The 22,964-nt window shown below is 72.3% G+C and carries 8 protein-coding genes; all 8 read left to right on the plus strand.

Annotated features, from left to right (window positions below; translation table 11 throughout):
* Positions 1 to 1,423 (plus strand): condensation domain-containing protein (locus ABT048_RS08160; protein WP_350520487.1); only part of this gene is annotated, 1,423 nt, incomplete at its 5' end.
* Positions 1,424 to 1,534: 111 nt separating this feature from the next.
* Positions 1,535 to 2,869 carry an MFS transporter gene (locus ABT048_RS08165; RefSeq protein ID WP_350520488.1) on the plus strand — a complete coding sequence of 445 codons (1,335 nt, stop codon included), beginning with the start codon at positions 1,535 to 1,537 and terminating at the stop codon, positions 2,867 to 2,869.
* A 17-nt stretch (positions 2,870 to 2,886) separates the two neighbouring features.
* Positions 2,887 to 3,921, plus strand: a complete 1,035-nt coding sequence (locus ABT048_RS08170) for a TauD/TfdA family dioxygenase (RefSeq protein ID WP_350520489.1) — start codon at positions 2,887 to 2,889, stop codon at positions 3,919 to 3,921.
* A complete protein-coding gene (locus ABT048_RS08175) occupies positions 3,918 to 7,700 on the plus strand; it encodes a non-ribosomal peptide synthetase (RefSeq protein ID WP_350520490.1) in 3,783 nt (1,260 codons plus the stop codon). Before ABT048_RS08170 ends, ABT048_RS08175 begins: the two co-directional genes overlap by 4 nt.
* 155 nt (positions 7,701 to 7,855) lie before the next feature.
* A complete protein-coding gene (locus ABT048_RS08180; protein ID WP_350520491.1) occupies positions 7,856 to 8,839 on the plus strand; it encodes a TauD/TfdA family dioxygenase in 984 nt (327 codons plus the stop codon).
* A 131-nt stretch (positions 8,840 to 8,970) separates the two neighbouring features.
* Positions 8,971 to 14,796 carry a non-ribosomal peptide synthetase gene (locus tag ABT048_RS08185; RefSeq protein WP_350520492.1) on the plus strand — a complete coding sequence of 1,942 codons (5,826 nt, stop codon included), beginning with the start codon at positions 8,971 to 8,973 and terminating at the stop codon, positions 14,794 to 14,796.
* Entirely contained in the window at positions 14,789 to 22,060 is a 7,272-nt protein-coding gene (locus ABT048_RS08190) for a hybrid non-ribosomal peptide synthetase/type I polyketide synthase (RefSeq protein ID WP_350520493.1), read from the plus strand. The genes ABT048_RS08185 and ABT048_RS08190 overlap by 8 nt, the downstream gene beginning before the upstream one ends.
* A 23-nt stretch (positions 22,061 to 22,083) precedes the next feature.
* Positions 22,084 to 22,872: a thioesterase II family protein gene (locus tag ABT048_RS08195; RefSeq protein WP_350520494.1), complete on the plus strand. Its 789-nt coding sequence runs from the start codon at positions 22,084 to 22,086 to the stop codon at positions 22,870 to 22,872.
* Positions 22,873 to 22,964 lie beyond the last annotated feature (92 nt).

Raw genomic sequence — 22,964 nt, forward strand, 5'->3', positions numbered from 1 at the left:
GCGTCTGCGTAAGGAGTTGGAGCTGGACCTGCCGTTGTCGGTGTTCCTGCAGGCCACGTCCGTCGCCGATCTCACGGCGCGGATCGAGGAGCTCGGTGGCCCGGGCGGCAAGGCCCAGGCGCCGGCGCAGCCGGTGCCCCTCGCGGTGGCGGGCTGTGAGGGCCCGCTGAGCTTCGCGGAGGAACGTTTCTGGCTGGCCTACACGCTGGAGGATCGCTCCCCGGCCTACCACGTCCCGCTCACTCTGCACCTCAGGGGAGACCTGGACGTACCCGCGCTGACCGAGGCCCTCCGGACGCTGATCGACCGGCACGCCATCCTGCGCACGCGCTACCCGTTCGACGCCGAAGGCGACCCCGTCGCGGTCGTGGACGATCCCGAAGGGTTCCACCTCGACGTCGTGGACCTCGACGGGGACCTGCGGGCCGTCCTCGACCGCCTCAGCGCGGAGCCGTTCGACCTGGCGGACGGCCCCCTGTTCCGGCCCGTGCTGTTGAAGGCCGGGGACGACGAGCACTACCTCAGCCTGTTGATGCACCACATCATCACGGACGGTTGGTCGATCGGGACCCTCCTGCGGGAGTTTGCGGCCGCGTACACCGCGCTGGCCCGCGGCGGGCGCCCATCCTTCCCCGGGAGCGCCCTCCAGTACCGCGACCACGCCCGAGCGCAGCGCGGCCGGGCCGACCGGCTCGCCGGGCAGTTGGAGTACTGGGAGCGGACCCTGGAGGGGGCGCCGGCCGAGCTCGGACTGCCCACTGACCGGCCCCGGCAGGAGAGGTCGGAGGGACGGTTCTTCACCGTCGTCTTCCCCGGCCGGGATGCGCGCGAGCTGGCCCGGCGGACGGGATCGACCCTGTTCATGGTGCTGCTCGCCGCTTACTCGGCGGTCCTGGGCGGGGCCGCGGGCAGCGAGGACGTCGTCGTGGGCACGCCGGTCGCCGGCCGGGACGACCTCGCGACGGAGCCGCTGCTCGGTTGCTTCATCAACACCCTCGCCATGCGGACGGACCTGTCCGGGGACCCCACCTTCGAGCAACTGCTCGGCCGGGTGCGGGAGTCGACCCTGCGGTCGTACGACCATCAGGAGGTCCCGTTCCAGCAGGTCGCCGAGCGGGTGGTGGAGCGGGTAGAGGGTCGCAGCTCGCTGTTCCGGGTCTGGCTGGAGCTCCAGAACTACCCCGACTCGCCGCTGGACATGGCAGGGCTGAAGGCCGAGGAACTGGCCGAGGACTTGGAGACGGCCAAGTTTGACCTCGCCTTCCACCTCGCCGAGACCGGCGAGGAGCTGGAGCTCAAGGTCAAGTACGACGCCCTGCTGTTCGACGAGCGGACGATGCGCCGTTACGCCGACCGGTTCGTCGCCCTGTTGTCGGCGGCGGCCGGAGACCCGGCCCGACGGCTCTCCGGCCTGGCGGGGTGACGGCGCCCCGATGACCCCAGCGATATCAGCCGCAACGCTCATGCAACCGCAAGGGAGCCACATGTCCTTCCCCTACACAGCGTCGCTGTGCGCACGTCCGTTGGAGTGCCCGTGACGACCGCCGCGCAGAAGTCCCTGTTCCGGCACCGGAGCTTCGCCCTGCTCTGGTCCAGCCAGTCGATATCGATGTTCGGTACGCAGATCACGTACGTGGCGCTGCCGCTCACTGCGGCCGTGGTCCTGCAGGCCACGCCGATGCAGTCCGGTCTGCTGGTCGCGCTGGAGCAGTTGCCGTTCCTGCTGTTCGGTTTCGTCGTCGGCGTCTACGTCGACCGGCGGGCGCGCCGGTCGATCATGATCGGGGCCAACGCCGTCCGGTTCGCCACCCTCGCGTGGATCCCGGTCGCCTACTGGCTCGACGTCCTGTCGATCTACCAGCTGCTCGTGGTCGTCTTCGTGGTCGGGACGATGACCACGTTCTTCGACCTGGCCTACCAGTCATACATTCCCGGCCTGGTCGGCCGGGACCGGCTGATGGACGCGAACGGCAAGCTCCAGGTGTCCGAATCGGTTGCGGAGGTGGCCGGGCCCGGTGCCGCCGGGGCGCTGATCGGCGTGCTCGGAGCCCCGGTGGTCATCGCGCTGGATGCCCTGAGCTACGTGATCTCCGCGCTGGCGCTGCTCCGGATGCCCCCGGACGAGGCACCCGCCGCGCCGCCGGTCCCGGTCGGCTCGGGGGAGAAGGGGCCCTCGGTCTGGGCGTCCATGCGTGAGGGCTTCCGCCTGATCGGGCGGCACACCCTGCTGCGCTGGTGCACGGTCGCCGCCGTATCGGCCAACCTCTTCTACAGCGCCCTGATGGCCGTGTTCTTCCTGTTCCTCCTCCGGGAGGCCGGGATCGGGTCGGCCGAGGTCGGTGTGATCGTCGCGGTCGGCAGCGCCGGCGCACTCATCGGAGCGCTGTCCGCCGAGCGGATCACCGGCCTGCTCGGTGTCGGGCCCACGCTGGTGCTGTCGCTCGTGCTTCCGGGAATCGGCTACTTCGCACTCTCGACCGTTCACGGCAACTCACTGGTGGCCGTGGTCGCCGCGGGTGCCGCGACCTTTGTCGCCCTGTTCGGCATACCGGTCTTCGACATAACCGTCATCAGCTTCCGACAGATGGTGACGCCGGACCACCTGCTGGGCCGGGTCAACGCCACCGTGCGGACGCTCGCCAGGGGCAGTCTGCCGCTGGGCGCGCTGATCGGCGGTGCGCTCGGCTCGGCGCTGGGTCTGCGGACGACCATCCTCGTGGCGGCGGTCGGTCTGCTCCTCCCGGCGGTGATCCTTTTCCTCTCGCCGGTCCGCTCCGTCCGTCAGCTCGACGGTCTGGCCGCGGAGAGCGCGTCCGAGGAGTCCGCCGGCTTGTCGGAGGACGCGCCGAGTCTGCCGTCCGCCCACTGAGACAACCAAGGAGCGTCATGACAATCCCACCGTCCTCGGGTGTCCGGGCGATGCGTCGCCGGGTCGCCGTCACCGCCCAGCAGGACCTGGTTTCCGTCACGGACAGTCCGCACTCGATCTTGTCCGTCGTCCGACCGGCGGCCCCGTCGGTCGACCTGGAGCACTGGATGCGGTCCAACCGCACGCGCATTGAGGAACTGCTTCGCGACCGCGGTGCGGTGCTCTTCCGGGGCTTCCAACTGTCGTCGCCGGAGGAGTTCCAGAGCGTCGTCAAGGCCTGGTCGCCGCAACTCCTCAACTACACCTACGGATCCACGCCGCGCAGCCGCTCCTCAGCGGCGGGCGTCTACACCTCGACCGAGTACCCGGCCGACCAGACGATCCCGCAGCACAACGAGATGGCTTACGCGCGGATCTGGCCGGAGCACCTCTGGTTCTACTGCCACCAGGCGTCGCCCGAGGGCGGCGCGACGCCGCTCGCCGACAGTCACCTGGTTGCACAGCGGATCGACCGCGCGCTGCTCGACTCCTTCGCCGAGCGCGGTGTGCGCTACGTCCGCCACTACGGGACCGGCTTCGACCTGACGTGGCAGCAAGCGTTCGAGACCGACAGCCGGGCAGAGGTGGAAGAGCTCTGCCGTGCGCAGGGGATCGAGTACACCTGGTACGGCGAGGACAAGCTGAAGACCTCGCAGGTGTGCCAGGCCGTGATCGAGCATCCGTCGAACGGCAAGGAGCTCTGGTTCAACCAGGCCCACCTGTTCCACACCTCCGCGCTCGCCCCCGAGGTGCGTGACGAACTCCGCAGCGGCGGTACGGAGATTCCGCGCGAGGTCTTCTTCGGCGACGGCGAGCCGATCGCGGACGCCGTCCTGGAGGATGTCCGGGCTGCCTTCGTCGCCGAGACGATCCGGGAGCCGTGGCAGGACGGCGACGTCATGGTCATCGACAACATGTCGGTCTCGCACGGGCGGGACCCGTACCAGGGCCCGCGCCGCGTACTGGTGGCGATGACCGACGAGCGCAGCGGACACGTGGGAGGCCCCCGATGACCGAGCCCGAGCAGATCGAGGGCTACCAGCTCTCGCCCCAGCAACGAGCGGTCCACCTCCGCGAGGACGCGCAGGGCCGCGCCACCCACCGAATCTCCACCCCTTCGGTGCTCACCCCGGGTGAGCTGGCGGACCGGATGGAAGCCCTGGTGGCGGAGCACGAGGTCCTCCGCACCCGGTACTCGGCGCTCCCCGGCCTGCGCCTGCCCGTGCAGGTGGTCGACCCGGCCGGCCCCGTCATGGTCGAGGAGGACACCGACGGCCGCACCTTGCTGCGAGCCGGCGAGCTGACCGTGGAACACACCCGGAGCCAGGACGGCACGGTCCTGCTCATCGGACTGCCGCGCCTCAGCGTGGACCGGGAGTCGTGGAGCATCCTCACCGGCTTCCTGCTCGGCGAATCCGCGGAGCCCGGACCGGTGGAGGAAGAGCCGCTCCAGTACGCCGACGTGGCGGCCTGGCTGTGCGAGGAACTGGAGAACGCCGGATCCGCCGCTGCCACCGCCACGGATGAGGAGACCCGGACCGCCACCGGACTCCCGTTCCTTCTGCCGGCAGGCCGCCGGGACCCGGAGGCCGGACCCGTGACCGTTGTGACGACGCTGGACGGCCCGGTGCCGGCCAGGTTGCGCGCCGTCACCCGCGAGCTCGGGGTGGGCGAGGAGGCGGTGCTGCTCGCCGCCTGGCGGGCGCTGCTCGCGCGGTACAGGGGGAACGCCGACGACCGGGTGCTCGTGGTCACCCAGGGCCGCTCCGCCGAGGGATTGGCCGGCGCTCTCGGGCTGCTGGAGCGACCGGTGGCTGTGCGCCTGTCGTCCGAGCCGCAGACTCCGTTCGCGCAGGCCGTGCGGGACGCCGAGGAGGCACTTCGGGCCGCGGGGGAGCGGGAGAACCACGCCGATCCGGAGGCTCTCTCCACCACGGACGCCGTCTCCTTCCGCTACCTGGAGGACCGGTGGGGCGCCCTGGCCGAACCCGGTCCGGCGGGCGCGTACGAGCGCCCCGGCGTCATTCATCTGGACTGCGTGCTGGGCCCGGAGACGCTGCTCCTGACCTTCGCGTGCCACGGCGGCCAGGTCGCCAAGCCGGACCTGGCCGCGCTCGCCGAGGCGTTCGGGAACCAGCTGGCCGACGCGCTCGCCGGCCCCGCGCGGGCCGTCGGCGTGCTGCGCCTGCTCACCCCGGCCGAGCCGGCGGACGAGCCGGACGAGCGGCACGAGAGCGTGCTGCACCGCTTCCTGGAGCACGCCGAGCGGAACCCTGACCGCCCCGCTGTCCGCAGCGGGGACCAGGTCCTCACCTACGGCGAGCTGGCGCGGCGGGCCTCGGCCACCGCGGGGCTGCTGCGCCGCCAGGGCGTTCGCGCGGGCGACTACGTCGGCGTCGTGGTTCCGGCGGTGGCCGACACCCTGGTCGCCCTGCTCGGCACCTGGCTGGCCGGTGCGGCCTTCGTCCCGGTCGACCCGGCTTGGCCGCAGGAGCGCATCGAGACCGTCCTCGGCCTGGCCGAGACCGCGTACGCGCTCGTGCCGCAGGCCGCCGCCAGCCTCGGGCTGCCCGTCACACCCCTGCCGCTGCCGGCGGCCGACCCGCAGCCCGAGCAGGAAGCCGAGCTCGCGCTCGCCGGGGCGGGGGACGCCGCGTACGCCGTCTTCACTTCGGGCACCTCGGGGACGCCGAAGGGCGTCGTCATCGGTCACGGGCAGCTGGCCCACTACGCCGCGGCCGTGCTGAAGCAGCTCGGGCTCGGCGAGGGCGCCGAGTTCGCCGCCGTCTCCACCCTGGCCGCAGACCTGTCCTACACCGCCGTCTTCCCGACGCTGGCTGACGGTGGCTGCGTCCATCTGGTCGACGCCGACGTGGCGACGAGCCCGCAGGCGCTCGCCGACCGGTTCGCGGCGCACCCGGTGAGCGCGATGAAGCTGGTGCCCTCGCACCTCTCCGCGCTGCTCGCCGAGGCCCGTGACCCGGCCGCCCTGCTGCCGAGCCGGGTGCTGGTGCTCGGCGGCGAGATCCTGCCGCCGACGCTGCTCACCCGGCTCCGTGAACTCGCCCCGCAGCTCAGGGTGTTCAACCACTACGGCCCGACCGAGACCACCGTCGGCGCGTCCGTCCTCCCATTGGACGGCGGGACCGACGAGCGCTGCGCCTCGGTGCCGGTCGGCACCGGCATGGGGGACAACCTCCTCACCGTCGTCGACGGCGAGGGCAACCCGCTGCCGCCCTGGTGCCCGGGCGAGGTAGTGATCAGCGGACCGGGCGTGGGGCTGGGCTACCTCGCGCAACTGCGTGAGGGCCGCACCGGATTCGGGGAGCGCGGTACGACGCGGCAGTACCGCTCGGGTGACCTCGGCCGACTCGTGCCCGGCGCGGGTGTGGAGATCCTCGGACGCCTCGACGACCAGGTGAAGCTCCGCGGCTACCGGGTCCAACTCGGCGAGATCGAGGGTCTGTTGCAGCAGCAGGCCGGTGTGGCGGCGGGCGCCGTCGTGGCTCGGACGGACGACAGCGGCCTGGTCTCGCACCTGGACGCCTACGTCGTACTCACCGGGGATGCGGACGCCCCCTCGGTCAAGGACCTTCAGACGGCCCTCGGCCGCCGACTGCCCACAGCCCTCATACCGACCGGGTGGCAGGTGCTGGACCGGCTGCCGCTGACGCGCAACGGAAAGCTCGACCGGAAGGCCCTGGCCCCCGTCGAGACCGTCCGCGCCGAGGCTGCCCGGCCGCGCGACTCCGTCGAACAGCGGCTCCTGGTGCTCTGGGCCGAGGTCCTTGGACTGGACGCCATCGGACCGGACGACGACTTCTTCGAGCTCGGCGGGCACTCCCTGAGGGCCATCAAGCTGATGTCCCGCACCAATAGTGCCTTCGGCTGCAAGCTCCCGATGTCGTCGATCTTCAAGGCCCGGACCGTGGCGGCCATGGCCCGCCTGATGCGCGACAGCGAGACCCGGGACTCGAACCTCGTCCCGTTGCGTCCCGCCGAGGGGGGCTCGTCGGTGTTCTGCATCCACCCCGGTGGCGGCAGCACGCTCAGCTACTGGGAGCTCGCCCGGTTGCTGCCGACGGACCGCCCGGTTGTCGGCGTCGAGTCCCTGGGCCTGCACGGTCAGGAGCCGCAGCGAAGCTTCGCTGAGATGGCCGAGGGCTACGCGGCGGAGATCGCCGCCGCGACGGACGGGCCCGCCGTGATCATCGGCTGGTGCTTCGGCGGGATCATGGCACTGGAGACGGCCCAGGCACTGCGCCGGACCGGCCGTGAGGTGGCCAGGCTGATCATCGTCGACTCCTTCGCCCCCGGGTTCGAGGACGAGGAGGACGACGGGTCACAGGACGACCTGCTCTCGGAGTCCGTCCTGATCGGCCGTTTCGCCTGGCACTACGAGCTGGATCTGCCCGAGCCCATCCCCTCCGGGAAGGCTGCGTTCGACCTCCTGCTGGCAGAGATGCAGAAGCACGGGCATCTGCCGCCCACCGCGGGAGAGGACGACCTGCGGAAGCTGCTGGACGTCTACACCTGCAACATGACCGCGATCCGGCAGCACGCCGAGACCACCGACCCGGCGGGCTCGACGCCTGATTACCCCGTGCTCCTGGTCCGCGCCGAGCCGGCGGGTGTGCCGCTGGAGTCGGACCGCACCTGGGGCTGGCGCAAGCTGGTGGGCCCTGGCCTCGCCTTCGCCGCCGTGGAGGCGGATCACCACAGCATCATGCGCCCCCCGGCCGTCGCCGAGCTCGCGGAGCTGGTCTCCCGGGTCCTCGACGCCCCGGCGTAGCCGTAGCGGCTGTCGTCGAACACCACCGCTCCGGCCACTGCTCGGCGCGCACCCGGGCTGCCGGCCGGTACCCGCGTGCGCGCCGAGCGGATTGCACCCGGCCGACGTCGCCGCGCTCGGCCGGCAACAGCACCGCTGAAGACATCACCGAACGAATGGCTCGTGACATGGACGACGTGAAGGAATCCTGCCTCTTCCCCGAGCGGGACCGGGTGGCCCTCTACGAGGCCACCGCACCGGGTGTGAGCCCGGTGGAGTGGGCGACGGCGAACGCCGAACGCCTAAACGAGCGGCTGCTGACCGCGGGAGCCGTCCTCCTGCGCGGTTTCGACGTGCCGGACGCGTCAGTGTTCTCCGGCTTCGTCAAGGTCTTCGGCGAGGAGCTCGCCGAGTACACCTACCGGTCGACGCCCCGCAGCAAGGTGGGCGACGTCTACACCTCGACGGAGTACCCCGCCAGCGAGGTCATCCCGCTGCACAACGAGAACAGCTACACCAGCCGCTGGCCGCAGCGGCTCTGGTTCTACTCGGCGGTCGCGGCGCGGTCCGGGGGCGAGACCCCGCTCGCCGACAGCCACGCGGTCTACCAGCGCATCCCGGCCGACGTGCGCGAGCGCTTCGAGCGCCACGGCGTGCGCTACGTCCGCAACTACCGTGCGGGGATGGGCATCTCCTGGGAGGAGACGTTCCCCGGCATGGACCGCGCCGCCGTCGAGAGGTTCTGCGGCGAGCGGGGGATCGTCGTCGAGTGGCAGTCGGACAACGGGCTGCGGACCACCGAGACCTGCCAGGCGGTCGCCACCCATCCGGTCACTGGCAAGCAGGTCTGGCTGAACCAGGCGCACCTGTTCCACGTGTCGAGCCTGAACGAGGCGACCCGCCTCGCCCTGCTCGAACTCATGGCGGAGGAGGAGCTCCCGCGCAGCGCGTACTTCGGCGACGGCAGCCGCATCGACGACGCGGACCTCGCCGCGGTCCGCGACGCGTACGAGGCGGAGACGCTCGCCTTCCCGTGGCAGACCGGCGACCTCCTCACGGTCGACAACATGGCGATGGCCCACGGCCGGAACAGCTTCGAGGGGCCGCGCAAGGTCCTGGTGGCGATGACCGGCTCCCACGGCAGCCAGCAGACCGGCTGAGGACAGCCGCGCCGCCAGCCGTGCCCGGGACCGCCCTTCACCGGGCCGCTCCAACCCCCGGTCGATGCCGCGCTCCGGGGCTGACCGTACCGGAGCGCGGCAAGGGACAACGGAACGAGATGAATCAAAACATGCACCGTGGTGTGGACCTGACCGGCCCTCATGGCCGACTCTCCTACTGGAAAGACCGCCTGGCGGGGGCCCCGCCCGCGCTCGAACTCGTCACTGACCACGTGCGCCCTGCGGTCCGCCGCGCCGCCGCGGACGCGATCCCCTTCGCGCTCGGGGCCGGCCCGGCCGGTCGCCTCGCCGACCTGGGCCGCGAACACGGCGTGAGCTCGTTCACGGTGCTCGTGGCGGCGCTCCAGCTCGTGCTGGGTCGCTACGCGGGCGCCACCGACGTCAGCCTCGGCACCCTGGCGCCGGACGCCGGCCTGGTGGTCCTGCGCACGTCCTGGGAGGACGCTCCAGCCTTCGCCGACCTTCTGACTCGCGTGCAGGAGGCCGTGTCGGGCGCATGCGAGCACGGGGACGTGCCGTTCGAGGAGGTCGTGGCGGCCCTAGCGCCGCCGCGCGACCCGAGCCGCGCGCCGCTGGTCCAGGTCGCAGTGGCCAAGGGAGAGGCGGTGCCGCTGGCCTTCGCGCCCGCTTCGGAGGAGCCGAGCCACGCTGCCGTCCTCGACCTGTCGGTGACGTGGGAGGAGCGCGCGCGCGAGACCGGCGAGCTGTGCGGTTCGGTGGAGTACGACACCGAGCTGTTCGACCGGGCGACGGTCGAGCGGCTGGCGGGGCACTACCTGACGCTGCTGGAGTCCGCGCTCGCCGACCCCGGCGCCCGGGTGACGGACCTCGGGCACACCACGCCGGAGGAGCTGGCCCTGGCGGCCGCGTGGGGGACGGAGGGCGGCGAGGCCCGGATCGGCAACCTCGTCGACGCCTTCCGCGCCCAGGCGGCCCGGACCCCGGACAGCACCGCGCTGGTCTTCCCGGACGGCGCCTACACCTACGCCGAACTGCTCGCCCGCTCGGAGTACTTGGCGCACGCACTGGTCGAGCGGGGCATCACACCGGAGACCGTGGTCGGGCTGGCCATGGACCGTTCGGCGGCGCTGGTTGTCGCGATGCTCGCCGTCCTCACCGCCGGCGCGGTCTACCTGCCGCTCGATCCCGGCCACCCGGAGGCGCGACTCGCGTTCATGGTGGCGGACAGCCAGGCGTGCCTGGTGCTCGCCGACCGGGAGCTCGGCTTCGCCGGCGACGTGCCGCTCGTCCGGATCGAGGAGTTGACCCAGCGGTCCGGACCGGCCGTGGGGCCCTTCCCCGGGATCCACCGGGACCAGCGCGCCTGCGTGCTCTACACCTCGGGCTCCACCGGGCGGCCCAAGGGCGTCGAGACCACGCACGCCGGGATCGTTCGGTTGGTGCACGGCGCGGCCTACCTCGGTTTCGGCCCCGAGGACGTGGTGGCGCAGGCGGCGAACGTGTCTTTCGACGCGGCATCGCTGGAGATCTGGGGAGCGCTTCTCAACGGCGCCCGCCTGGTCGGCATCCGCAAGGAAGAGGTGCTCTCGCCCGAGCTGCTGCGCGCCCGGATCGAGGAGCACGGCGTGACGGCGATGTTCCTCACCACCTCCGTGTTCCACCAGTGCGCGGATGTCTCGCCCGCCACCCTGGCCTCGCTCCGGACGGTCTTCTTCGGCGGCGAGGAGGCGGACGCCCGGAGGGTCGCGTCGGTGCGTCAGGTCGCCCCGGACCTGCGCCTGGTGAACGGGTACGGCCCGACCGAGGGCACCACCTTCGCCAGCACCTTCGACCCCGTGGACCAGCAGCCGGACGCGGCCCGGGTGCCCATCGGCCGGCCCATCGCCGAGACCCGGCTGTACGTGCTCGACGCGTCCGGCCGGGAAACCGGCATCGGCGTCCCCGGCGAGCTGTACCTGGCCGGCACCGGTCTTGCCCGCGGTTACACCGGCCGGCCCGACCTCACCGCCGAGCGCTTCGTGCCGAGCCCGTTCGGCGTCGGCGAGCGTCTCTACCGGACGGGCGACCTGGCCCGCTGGCGCGAGGACGGACTGCTGGAGTGCCTGGGCCGGGCCGACACGCAGGTGAAGATCCGCGGCGTTCGGATCGAGCCCGAGGAGATAGCCAGCGTCCTCGGGACGTGCCCCGGCGTGCGCGCGGCGGTCGTCGACGTCCAGGGCGAGGCCGGAGACCGGCGCCTGGTCGCCTACGTCGTGCCGGAACCCGGCCAACCACCTTTCGTGGCAAGCAAGTTGCGCGCGTTTTTGGCCACCCGGATGCCCGAGGCGATGGTGCCCGCGTGGTACGTCGCGCTGCCCGAGCTGCCGCTCACCCCGAACGGCAAGGTGGACCGCCGCGCGCTCCCCGCCCCGACCGGGGCGGACGGGGTCCAGGCCGAGAACCACGTGCCGCCGACCGGTCCGACGGAGGAGCTCGTCGCCCAGGTGTGGGCGGAGCTCCTGGGCGTTTCGAACATCTCCGCGCACGACGACTTCCTCGCGCTCGGCGGCCACTCGCTGCTGGCCACGCAGGCCATGGCGCGCGTCAGCGCCCGGCTCGGGGTGGAGCTCGGCGTCCGGGACCTGTTCGAGGCGCCGACGGTCGCGGCCCTGGCGGCCCGCGTCGCCCACGCGCGGCGGGCGGGCGCCGCCGTCCCGGTCGTCCCGGCCGGCCCCGGACCGCACCCCCTCTCCTTCGCCCAGCAGCGGCTCTGGTTCCTCGACCGGCTGGCCACGGGTAGCCCGCTCTACAACGTGCCGCTGGTCCTGGCCGTCGAGGGAGCCCTCGACGAGCAGGCGCTGACCGAGAGCGTACGGGCGCTCGTCCGGCGCCAGGCGTCCCTGCGCACCCGCCTGGTCGGGGACGGGGACACCGCCCGGCAGGTGATCGACGACGACCCGGACGTTCGGCTGACGACCGTCGACCTGACGCACCTGTCCGAGGCCGAGCGGGCGGCGGAGGTGGAGGCCCAGGCCCTGCGCGAGGCGGAGTACCCGTTCGACCTCGCCACCGGCCCGTTGGTCCGGTTCGTCCTGCTGAAGCTCGCCCCGTCGCGCCACGAGCTCCTGCTCACGATGCACCACGCGATCTCCGACGGCTGGTCCGTCGGCGTCCTGGTGCGCGACCTGGGCGCGTTCTACGCGGCAGCTGTGCGCGGCGAGCACCCGGCTCTCCCGGCCCTCCCGGCCCAGTACCCTGACTATGCCGCGTGGCAGCAGCGCCTCCTCGACGGCGGCGCCCGCGACGAGCAGTTGGGTTACTGGAAGGAGCGCTTGCACGGCGCACCACCCGTGCTGGAGCTGCCCACGGACCGTCCGCGCCCGCCGGTGCCCCGCTACCGGGGCGAGGTCTTCCCGGTGCGGCTCTCCCCGGAACTCACCCGTCGGCTCGGCGAGGTGAGCCGCGAGCACGGGGTGACGCGGTTCATGACGCTCCTGGCCGCGTTCCAGCTCGCGCTGGGCCGCTATGCGGGCGTCCGGGACGTCAGCGTCGGCTCGCCGGTCTCCGGGCGCACCCGGCCGGAGTTCGAGGGGCTCGTCGGCTTCTTCGTCAACACGCTCGTCCTGCGCTCCCGGTGGGAGGACGACCCGACCTTCGCCGAACTCCTGGCCCGTGTGCGGGAGACCACGATCGGCGCGTACGACCACCAGGACGTGCCGTTCGAGCAGGTCGTGGCGGAGCTCAAGCCGCCGCGCGACCCCAGCCGCACGCCGCTCTTCCAGGTGATGCTCGCGATGCAGAACATCCCCGGCGGCACCACCGTCCTGCCGGGGCTGTCGGTGGCCGCAAGGGAGTCGGTGAGCCGGGTCGCCAAGTTCGACCTGACGGTCGTGTGGGAGGAGGCGTCCTTCGACGCGGACGAGCTGCGCGGCTCCGTCGAGTACGACACCGACCTGTTCGACCGGGCGACGGCCGAGCGGATGACGCGCCACTACCTGACCTTGCTGGAGTCGGCGCTCGCCGACCCCGGCGGCCGGGTGTCCGGCCTCACCATGACGAGCCCGGAGGAAGCTGGCGTCACCGCCGGCGGCCGGGCGGCCCCGGTCGCGCCTGCCACGACCCTCGACGGACTCGTGACCGCCGCGGCCCGGCGCCACCCGGACCGGCCGGCGATCCTACAGGGCGGCCGGACGCTCACGTACGCCGAGCTGGAGGCACGTGCCGACGCCGTCTGCGCCCACCTCCGCGCCCGCGGGGTGCGTACCGGGGACACCGTCGTCGTGCGGATGCCCCGCGTTCCGGAGTGGCCGGTCACCCTGCTCGGCGTGCTGAAGGCCGGCGCCGCGTACGTTCCGGTGGACGTCGGCGCGCCGCGCGAGCGGTTCGAGTACGTGGTAGGCGACTCAGGCGCCGTCCTCGTCCTGGGATCGCGCACGGACGGCCCGCCGGCGGGCGGGGGAGTGCCGTGGGCCGCCGTCGAGGACGCTCTGGAGAGTCCTGCGGCGGAGGTCGTGCCGGTCCACCCGGCGGCCCTGGCCTACGTCCTCTACACCTCCGGAACGACCGGACGCCCCAAGGGAGTCGGCGTCAGCCACGCCAACCTGGTGCACACCCTCACGGCCGTTGGGGAGCAGTACGGGCTCGGCCCGGACGACCGCGTCCTCCAGTTCGCCGCCCTCACCTTCGACGTGGCCGCCGAGGAGCTCTTCGCGAGCCTGGTGCGGGGCGCCGGCGTCGTCCTGCTCCCGCCAGGGCCGGTGCCCGGCATCGATGAGCTGATGGAGCTCGTCCGGGCGGAACGCCTGTCGGTGCTCAACCTTCCGGCGTCCTACTGGCACGAGTGGGTCTCGATGCTCGACCGCCATCCGGTGTCCGCCTGCCCCGCGTTGCGGCTCGTCGTGGTCGGCAGCGAGCGAGTGGACGGCGCGAAGCTCGCCGACTGGCAGGCCGCCACGCCGGACCGGGTCCGGTGGCTCAACGCCTACGGCCCGACGGAGGCCACCGTCACGGCGACTGTCCACGCGCCGACGAAGGCGGCCCCGCCCGGGTCGGCCATCGGGGCCACCGTCCCGATCGGCCGGCCGCTGCCAGGGGTGCGCGCCTACGTGCTCGACGACGCGCTCAACCCGGTACCGCCGGGCGCTGCGGGCGAGTTGTACGTAGCGGGCGGCGGCGTGGCGCGCGGCTACCTCGGGGACCCGGCGCGCACCGCTCAGAGCTTCCTCCCCGACCCCTGGGGCGGGCCCGGCGAGCGCATGTACGCGACGCGGGACCGTGCCCGCCGGATGGCCGACGGGGTGCTGGAGTTCCTCGGCCGGACCGACGACCAGGTCAAGCTGCGGGGCTTCCGCATCGAGCTCGGCGAGATCGAGGCGGCGCTCGGCTCGCACCCCGCTGTGCGTGAGGCTGTGGTGGTCCTACGCGAGGACACCCCCGGCCGGCCGCAGCTGGCCGGGTACGTGGCACTCGCGGGCCAGGCTTCGTCGGCCGATCTTCGGGCGCACGCCGAGGAGTGGCTGCCGGGATACATGGTGCCGGCCGCGATCGTCGTCCTTGACGAACTGCCGCGCAGCGAACGCGGCAAGCTCGACCGGCGCGCCCTGCCCGCACCCGGCCGTCCGGCCGGCGCGGCTGCGGCCCGGTTGCTGCCCACCGGCGAACTCGAAGTCGAGGTGGCCGCGATCTGGCGCTGGATCCTTGAGGTCGAGGACATCGGCGCCGAGGAGAACTTCTTCGAGGCCGGTGGCCATTCGCTTCTGATGGTGCGGATGCAGAACCGGCTGTCCGAAGTACTCGGCCGGAATGTCCCCGTGGTGGACCTCTTCCGCTTCCCGACGGTGCGCTCGCTCGCGCGCTACCTCGCCGCGGGCGACACGTCGACCGCCGGGGCCCGGGGCCGCAGCCGGGCCGAGGCACGAAAGACCCTGCAAGGGGCGCGAGCGCCGAGAAGGCGAGCGGGCGGCCCCACGACGTTGGAGACGAAGAACGATGACTGATGAGACGATGACCGACGAGAACGACCTGCCCGACAACGCCATTGCCGTCATCGGCATGGCCGTACGCGTCCCCGGTGCCCGGACCCTGGAAGGCTTCTGGCAGAACCTCCGCGACGGGGTGGAGTCCATCGCGACCTTCACGGACGAGGAGCTGCTCGCCGCCGGCGCCACGCCGGAGGAGATCGCCCGCCCCGGGTACGTCCGGGCGCGTGGCGCCCTCGACGGCGTGGAGGGCTTCGATGCACGGTTGTTCGGCTTCTCCCCGCGTGAGGCGCAGCTGCTCGACCCCCAGCACCGCCTCTTCCTGGAGTGCGCGTGGGAGGCGCTTGAACACGCGGGCCGCCCGTCGGAGGCTACCGACGCGGTGACCGGGGTCTTCGCGGGCGTGGGCGAGAGCTCCTACCTGGTGAACAACCTGCTTCGCCGTCAGGACCTGGTCGCACGGATCGGCGAGTTCCAGACCTCGCTCGGCAACGACAAGGACTTCGCGCCGACCCGCGTCTCCTACAAACTGGACCTGCGCGGCCCTAGCGTCAGCGTGCAAACCGGCTGCTCCACCTCTCTGGTGGCAGTGCACACCGCGTGCCAGGCCCTGATCAACGGCGAGTGCGACGTGGCCCTCGCGGGCGGTGCGACCGTCACCGCTGCGCAACGTCGGGGCTATCAGTACGAGGAAGGCGGCGTCCTCTCTAGGGACGGCCACTGCCGGGCGTTCGACGCCGACGCGTCGGGCACTGTCCCGGCCAGCGGCAGCGGCGTCGTGGTGCTGAAGCGCCTGGAGGACGCCGTCGCGGACGGTGACGCGATCCATGCGGTGATCCGCGGCTCCGCGATCAACAACGACGGCGCCCGGAAGGCGGGCTTCACCGCGCCGAGCGTCGAGGGACAGGCCGACGTCATCGCCGAGGCCCTCGGCGTCGCGGACGTGGATCCGTCGACCGTGACGTACGTGGAGGCCCACGGCACCGGCACGCCGATCGGCGACCCGATCGAGGTGGCGGCCCTGAAGGCCATCTTCGGCGATGCGCCGCAGCGTGTTGCCCTCGGCTCGGTGAAGACCAACCTTGGCCACCTGGACACCGCCGCCGGAGTCGTCGGGCTGATCAAGACAGTCCTCGCGCTGACGGCGCGCGAGCTGCCGCCGTCGCTGCACTTCAGCCGGGCGAACCCGCAACTCGGCCTGGAGGAAGGCCCGTTCCACGTAAATGCGGCCCTTGTGCCGTGGTCCGGCCGGGTGCTGCGCGCCGGCGTCAGCTCCTTCGGTATCGGCGGGACCAACGCCCACGTGGTGCTGGAGGAGGCGCCCGCACGCGTGTCGACGGTGGGCGGACGCCGTCTGCACGTACTGCCGCTCTCCGCCGCCACGGCGACGGCTCTGCGGGCCACCGGAACGCAGCTCGCCGCGCACCTGCGCGCCCGCCCGGAGGAGGGCGAGGGCCTGGCCGACGTCGCGTACACCCTCCAGCGCGGTCGCTGGACGCTGGAGCACCGCGGTTTCGTCGTGGCCGGCGGCACGGAGGAGGCTGCCGACGCCCTGGCCCTGCCGGCGTTCGACCGGTCCGCCACGCAGGAGACCGCGAAGGACCGTGAAGTCGTCTTCCTGTTCTCGGGCCAGGGCGCGCAGCGGATTCGGATGGGGCAGGCCCTCTACGAGAACGAGCCGGTGTTCCGCACAGAGGTCGATTTGGCGGCCGATGTCCTCGCGCCCGTCCTCAAAGAGGACGTCCGCCGTCTGCTGTACCCCGGGGCGACGGAGGCGGAGCCGACCGAAACGATCCACCAGACCCGTTTCGCTCAGCCTGCGCTCTTCGTGCTGGAATACGCGTTGGCCCGGCTCTGGATGTCCTGGGGCGTCCGCCCGGCGGCGATGCTCGGTCACAGCCTCGGTGAGCTGGTGGCCGCTTGCCTGGCCGGGGTCATGTCGCCTGAGGACGCGCTGAGCCTCGTCGCGACGCGCGGACGGCTCATGCAGGACGCCGCGGCCGGCGCCATGGTCGCCGTGCCGCTCCCGGAGAACGAGGTTGCGTCGCTGCTCGACGGCGAGTTGGACCTCGCTGCGGTGAACGGGCCCCGGGCCTGCGTGGTGTCCGGCCCCTTTGACGCGGTCGTCCGATTCGAGGCGCGCATGGCAGGACAGGGCGTGGCGACCAAGCGCCTGCGGACCTCGCACGCCTTCCACTCCCGCATGATGGAGGCCGCCGCGGCGGCGTTCGAGGCCGAGGTCGCACAGGTCCGCCTGTCGGCCCCGCAGATTCCGTTCGTCTCCAGCGTGACCGGCGTCTGGATCACTGACGAGGAGGCCGTCAGCCCGGCCTACTGGGCCCAGCAGATCCGTGCCACGGTCCGTTTCGCCGACGGTCTGCACACCGTGCGCCGCCCGGGCACGCTGCTGCTGGAGGTCGGCCCGGGCCAGAGCCTGGTGCGCCTCGCGGGCGCGGGCGAGGACGGCCGCGGAGCCGTCGCGTCGCTGCCGTCGAACGGACCGGACTGCGACGCCGAGGCCGAGCTGCTGGCCGCCGTCGGCGAAGTGTGGTGCCGGGGCGCCTCGGTGGACTGGGAGGCCCTGCACGGTGCCGAGGTCCCGCGCCGGACCGTGCTCCCCACCTACCCCTTCGAGCACGAGCGGTGCTGGGTCGACGCTCCCAACGGCACGGCGGCGGCCCCGGTCGTCCCCGGCGCACTCCTGGCGCGCGGCTTCCGTAGGCTGGGCCCGGTTGGCGTGCTGCGTGGCGAGGAGGCCCGGGGGGCGTGGCTCGTGGCCGCGGATCGGACGGACACCGTGGACGCGGTGGTGGACCGGCTGCGCGCCCATGGCAAGACGGTGGTCACCGCCGCGTCTGCCGCGGCCGGTGCGGACGTGCTGGCCTCGAAGGTCGAGGCGGGCGTGCCGGTCGAGGGCGTGCTGGTCGGGATGCTGGACGCACAGACGCTCGCCCCGGCCAGCCTGAGCGCCTGGGAGCAAGCACTGACGGAGCGCGGGGACGCGGACGCGCGGATCGTGGCGGTGACGTCGGGCGCGCTCGACGTCACGGGCGAGGAGCCCCTCGTACCGACTCGGGGAACACTGGCCGCTTGGGCGCAGGGCGGTCGCCGGCGGACCCTGGTCGACGTCACTGTGTCGGGCACAGCGGCCGCGGCGCGCCGCCTCGCCACCGCGCTGCTCGGGGAGCTGTGCGGCGCGGCCCACGCACCCGTGGTCGCGCTGCGCGGCGGGCACCGGTTCGCGCCGGTGCTGGAGCCCCTGCCGGATGCGCCTCGGGAGCCGAACGAGCGGCACCGAGGCGCCCACTTCACGCTCTGGGGCGACGAACCGCAGACGGCCCCGTTCGGCCGCGCGCTGACCCGGGTCGGCGCCTCCGTGCGGACCGGCCCCACCGCCGGCACGGACCTCGCCGGGCCGGCGACCGCCGTGGTGGTGCTGGCCGCGGATGCTGCCGAAGACGACGCCCTCGCGCTGCTCGGGAACGTCGCCTCCGCCGTGGCCCACGGGCACCGGGCGGTCGAGGTTCACCTGGTCGGCCGCACGGGGACCGAGGTGGGCGAGCCGCAGCTCGCAGGTGTGGTCGAAGCCTTCCTCGCGCTGGCCGCCCGGGAGTGCGAGACCCCGTGGACGAGCTACACCTGGCTGGTCGGCGACCCCGCGAGCGTCGAGCGCCGTGCGGCGCGCGTCGTGGGTGCGGTGTCGGGGTGCCAGGTCGTCGTGACGCCGGAGGACGAGCCCGCGCAGTCCCTCCCTTCCGGCGGCGAGGATGTCGCCGACGGTGAGCCGGCGTACGAGGACGAGACCGAGCGCGAGGTCGCGGTGATCTTCGAAGACCTGCTCGGTGTCCGGCACATCGCGCCCACCACCGGGTTCTTTGAGCTCGGCGGCCACTCCCTGCTCGCCGCCCAGTTCGCGACCCAGATGCGCGAGGTGTGCGGAGTCGAGCTGCCGCTGAGCACCCTCTTCACGGACCCGACGATCCGGGGCATTGCCGCTGCCCTGCGTGCCGCGCGCGTCCGGCCCGACGCTGCCGTCGAGCTCTGGCCCACCGTCGTGCCCGACCCCGCCGCCGCGGCGGAGCCCTTCCCCCTCACCGACGTGCAGCAGGCGTACTTCGTCGGCCGGACCGGCGTCTTCGAGCTCGGCAATGTGGGTATGCACGGCTACGAGGAGTTCGACGTCCCGGACCTGGACGTGCCCCGGATGGAGCGCGCGTTCCGGCGCCTGATCCGACGTCACGGCATGCTGCGCGTCATCGTGCTCCCGCAGGGCGAGCAGCAGATCCTCGACGACGTCCCCGACTACGCCATCGCGACCGAGGACGTGCGCGGCCTGACCGAGGAGGCGGCGCGGGAGGTTCTGGAGCGGACCCGTCAGGAGCTGTCGCACCAGGTCTTCGTCCCCGACTGCTGGCCGCTGTTCGACCTTCGCGCCACCGTCATGGACGGCGGCCGGGGCCGGGTGCACTACAGCGTCGACGGGCTGATCACCGACGCTTGGGCGTACGGCCTCCTGATGCGGGAGCTCGTCGAGCTCTACACCAACCCCGACGCCGAGCTTCCCGAGCTCGAACTCACTTTCCGGGACTACGTGCTGGCGGAGCACAGCCTGGAGTCGGGCGAGCGCTTCCGACGGGCCGAGGCCTACTGGCAGGAGCGCATCCCCGAACTGGCTCTCGCCCCCGAGCTGCCGCTGGCCCGAGACCCGCGCACCATCGACACCCCTCGCTTCCACCGCACGGGCGGGGAGCTGCCACAGGAGTCCTGGGCCCGCGTCAAGGCATCGGCCTCGCGGCGCGGCCTCACCCCCACGGCGCTGCTGCTGACGGCATACAGCGAGGTGCTCGCGACGTGGTCGAAGAACAGCCGCTTCACCCTCAACCTCCCCATGGCGAACCGGCTTCCGTTGCATCCGCAGGTCGAGGAGATCATCGGCGACTTCACCTCAGTGACGCTGCTGGAGATCGACGCCCTCAGCGAGGCGCCGTTCGAGACGCGGGCGGTGGCAGTGCGTGACCGACTGGTGGCCGACCTCGACCACCGGCTGTTCAGCGGCCTGCGCGTGATGCGGGAGATGAAAAAGGCCCGCGGTGACGCGGCGGCGGCGATGCCGGTCGTGTTCACCAGTCTGTTCGTCAACCACGGTGACGACGACCAGCTCGGCGAGGTGGTCTACAGCATTTCGCAGACGCCCCAGGTCTGGATCGACGCGCAGGTGTACGAGGCCGCCGGCGCCCTCGTCCTGGACATCGACGCGGTCGAGGGGCTCTTCCCGGAAGGCATGGTCGCGGCGATGCACGCCGCCACGCTGGACCTCCTGGAATGGCTCGCGCTCGACGACGACAACTGGGGCCGTCCGGTGCCCTCGCTCGTACCCCGCACGGACCTGGCCGCGTGGGAGGAGTACAACCGGACCGACGGGCTTCTGCCCTCGGGCCTACTCCACGAGCCGTTCTTCGCCATTGCGGCGCGCACGCCCGAGCGGCCCGCCGTCATCACCCCGAGCCGCACCCTGAGCTACGGCGAACTGGCCGCGCACGCCTGCGGCATCGCCGCCCGCCTCGGCGTCGTCGGGGTCGTCCCGAACGATCTCGTCGCGGTGGTCATGGAGAAGGGCTGGGAGCAGTGCGCGGCCGTGCTCGGCATCCTCGCCGCCGGTGCGGCTTACCTGCCCATCGACCCCGAACTGCCCGACGAGCGGATCCGGTTGCTGCTGGACCACGGACACGTCCGCTCGGTCCTGACGCAATCGCGCGTGGCGGAGGACGGGGCCGACCGCTTCGCGGGCGTGGACACCGTGCTGCAGGTGGACCGGCTCGATCTCGCGTCGGACGCCGAGGCCGCCGCTGCTCCGTCGGGAGCGATCCGTACGAAGCCGGAGGACCTCGCGTACGTCATCTTCACCTCCGGCTCCACCGGGCTGCCCAAGGGAGTGATGATCAACCACCGGGGCGCCCTCAACACGGTCGTCGACATCAACGAGCGGTTCGGCGTGGGCGAGGACGACCGGGTCCTGGCGCTGTCCTCGCTCAGCTTCGACCTGTCGGTCTACGACGTGTTCGGCCCGCTCGCAGTCGGCGGCGCGGTGGTCGTGCCGGACGCCCGGGCCCACCGCGACCCGGCGGCCTGGCTGGCACTCATGGGTGAGGCCGGGGTCACGGTCTGGAACTCCGTGCCGGCGCTGATGGAGCTGCTGGTCGAGCACATGAGCGTGAAGGGGCTGACCGGGGCCGGTACGAATGGCGGCGGGCTCAAGCTGGTGATGCTCAGCGGCGACTGGTTGCCGGTGACGCTCCCGGACCGCATTCGGCAGCTGTTCGCGGCGCCGGAGGTCGTGAGCCTCGGCGGCGCGACGGAGGCCTCGATCTGGTCCATCCTGTATCCGATCGGAGAGGTGCCGGAGCACTGGGCGAGCATCCCGTACGGCCGACCGATGCGGAACCAGACGTTTCACGTGCTCGACGAGGCGCTGCGCCCGCGTCCCATCGGCGTTCCGGGCCAGCTCTACATCGGCGGCGTCGGCCTCGCCGACGGCTACCTGCGGGACGAGACGAAGACCAAGGCCAGCTTCATCACCGACCCGGTGACCGGCGACCGGCTCTACCGGACCGGCGACCTCGGCCGCTTCCTGCCGAGCAGGGACATCGAGTTCCTCGGCCGCGAGGACTTCCAGGTCAAGGTGCAGGGTTACCGAATCGAACTGGGCGAGATCGAGGCCGCACTCATGCAGCACCCGGACATCCGCGCCGCCGTCGCCGTGGTGGACGGGGATCCGCGTGGCACCAAGCGCTTGGTGGCGTTCGTCGTCCCGCAGACCGGTGGCGCGATGCCCCAGGACATTCGGGAGTTCCTCGGGGAGAAGCTGCCGGCGTACATGGTGCCGACAGTCTTCCTGGAGATCGACGCCCTGCCGCTCACGGCGAACGGCAAGGTCGACCGGCGGGCGCTTGTGGTTCCGGAGAACGCGGCCGACGAGACCGCGCCCCCGTACGAGGCTCCCGGCACGCCCGTCGAGGAGGCCATCGCCGAGGTCTGGTCGAGCATGCTGAACGTCGAACGGGTCGGCATCCACGACAACTTCTTCCTGCTGGGCGGCGACTCGCTGATGGCGATGCGCGCGGTGGTCCACCTGCGCAAGGCGCTCGACCTGGACATCCCGATCCGCGTCCTCTTCGACAGCGAGACCTTGGGGGAAACTGCCCTCCTCATCGAGGACCTGCTGATCGCCGAGATCGAGGGCATATCCGACGAGGAAGCCCAGTCGCTCCTCGCCGACGACTGAGACCATCCTGGAGAACACACATCGTGAACCGCACCGCAGTCATCGCGGCGAAGCGCGCCCACGGCTGGATCGTGGGCGCGCGGCGCCCGGCCGCACCCAGCGTCAGGCTCCTGTGCCTGCCCCACGCCGGCGGCGGCTCCTCGGCCTACGCCTCGTGGGCTGCCGCCCTCGACGACACGATCGAGGTCTGCCCCGTCGAGCTGCCCGGCCGCCAGTCGCGCTGGCGCGACCAGGCCTTCACCGAAAGCGAGCCGCTCGTCGACGCGCTCGCAACGGCCATCGAGGACGAACTCGACACTCCCTACGCCCTGTTCGGCCACAGTATGGGGGCACTCCTGGCGTACGAACTGGCGCGGGCCCTGCGCCGACGGGGCCTGCCGGAGCCATGCGCACTCTTCGTCTCCGGTGGACCCGCGCCGCAGCTCCCGCGCGAACAACCCGGTGTCCACGACCAGCCCGACGATGTGGTGGTCGCGAAACTCCGGACACTGGGCGGCCTTCCGGAGGACGTTCTCGCCGAGCCCGAGTTGCTGGAAGTCCTCCTGCCGGCCATTCGTGCGGACCTCTCGGTGTGTGAGAGGTACCACCACCGACCGGAGCCGCCGCTCGGGTGCCCCGTAGTGGCGTTCGCCGGGGCCGAGGACGCCGAGGTGCCGCCCACGCGCATGGAGGCCTGGCGCGAGCAGACGACGGCAGAATTCGAGCTGCACGTTCTTCCCGGTGACCACTTTTTCGTAAGGAGCTCGCAGGCGGCGATCCTTGAGACCGTCCGGGTCGCGTTGGCATCAGTGTCTGGTCGCGGTCGCGCCTGACTGACTGACTGCCCGGCCCGGGCACGGCCCGGGCCGGGCACCCCTGCACCTGCCTGGCTCTGCACGGAAGGCGAAGGACGTCGCGGCACTAA

The organism is Kitasatospora sp. NPDC096140 (genome assembly GCF_040303045.1).
Classification (GTDB): Bacteria; Actinomycetota; Actinomycetes; order Streptomycetales; family Streptomycetaceae; genus Kitasatospora.

Coding starts and splice junctions, on each gene's coding strand:
- ABT048_RS08170 (WP_350520489.1), top strand. CDS start 2,887: ATGACAATCCCACCGTCCTCGGGTGTCCGGGCGATGCGTCGCCGGGTC.
- ABT048_RS08175 (WP_350520490.1), top strand. CDS start 3,918: ATGACCGAGCCCGAGCAGATCGAGGGCTACCAGCTCTCGCCCCAGCAA.
- ABT048_RS08180 (WP_350520491.1), top strand. CDS start 7,856: ATGGCTCGTGACATGGACGACGTGAAGGAATCCTGCCTCTTCCCCGAG.
- ABT048_RS08185 (WP_350520492.1), top strand. CDS start 8,971: ATGCACCGTGGTGTGGACCTGACCGGCCCTCATGGCCGACTCTCCTAC.
- ABT048_RS08190 (WP_350520493.1), top strand. CDS start 14,789: ATGACTGATGAGACGATGACCGACGAGAACGACCTGCCCGACAACGCC.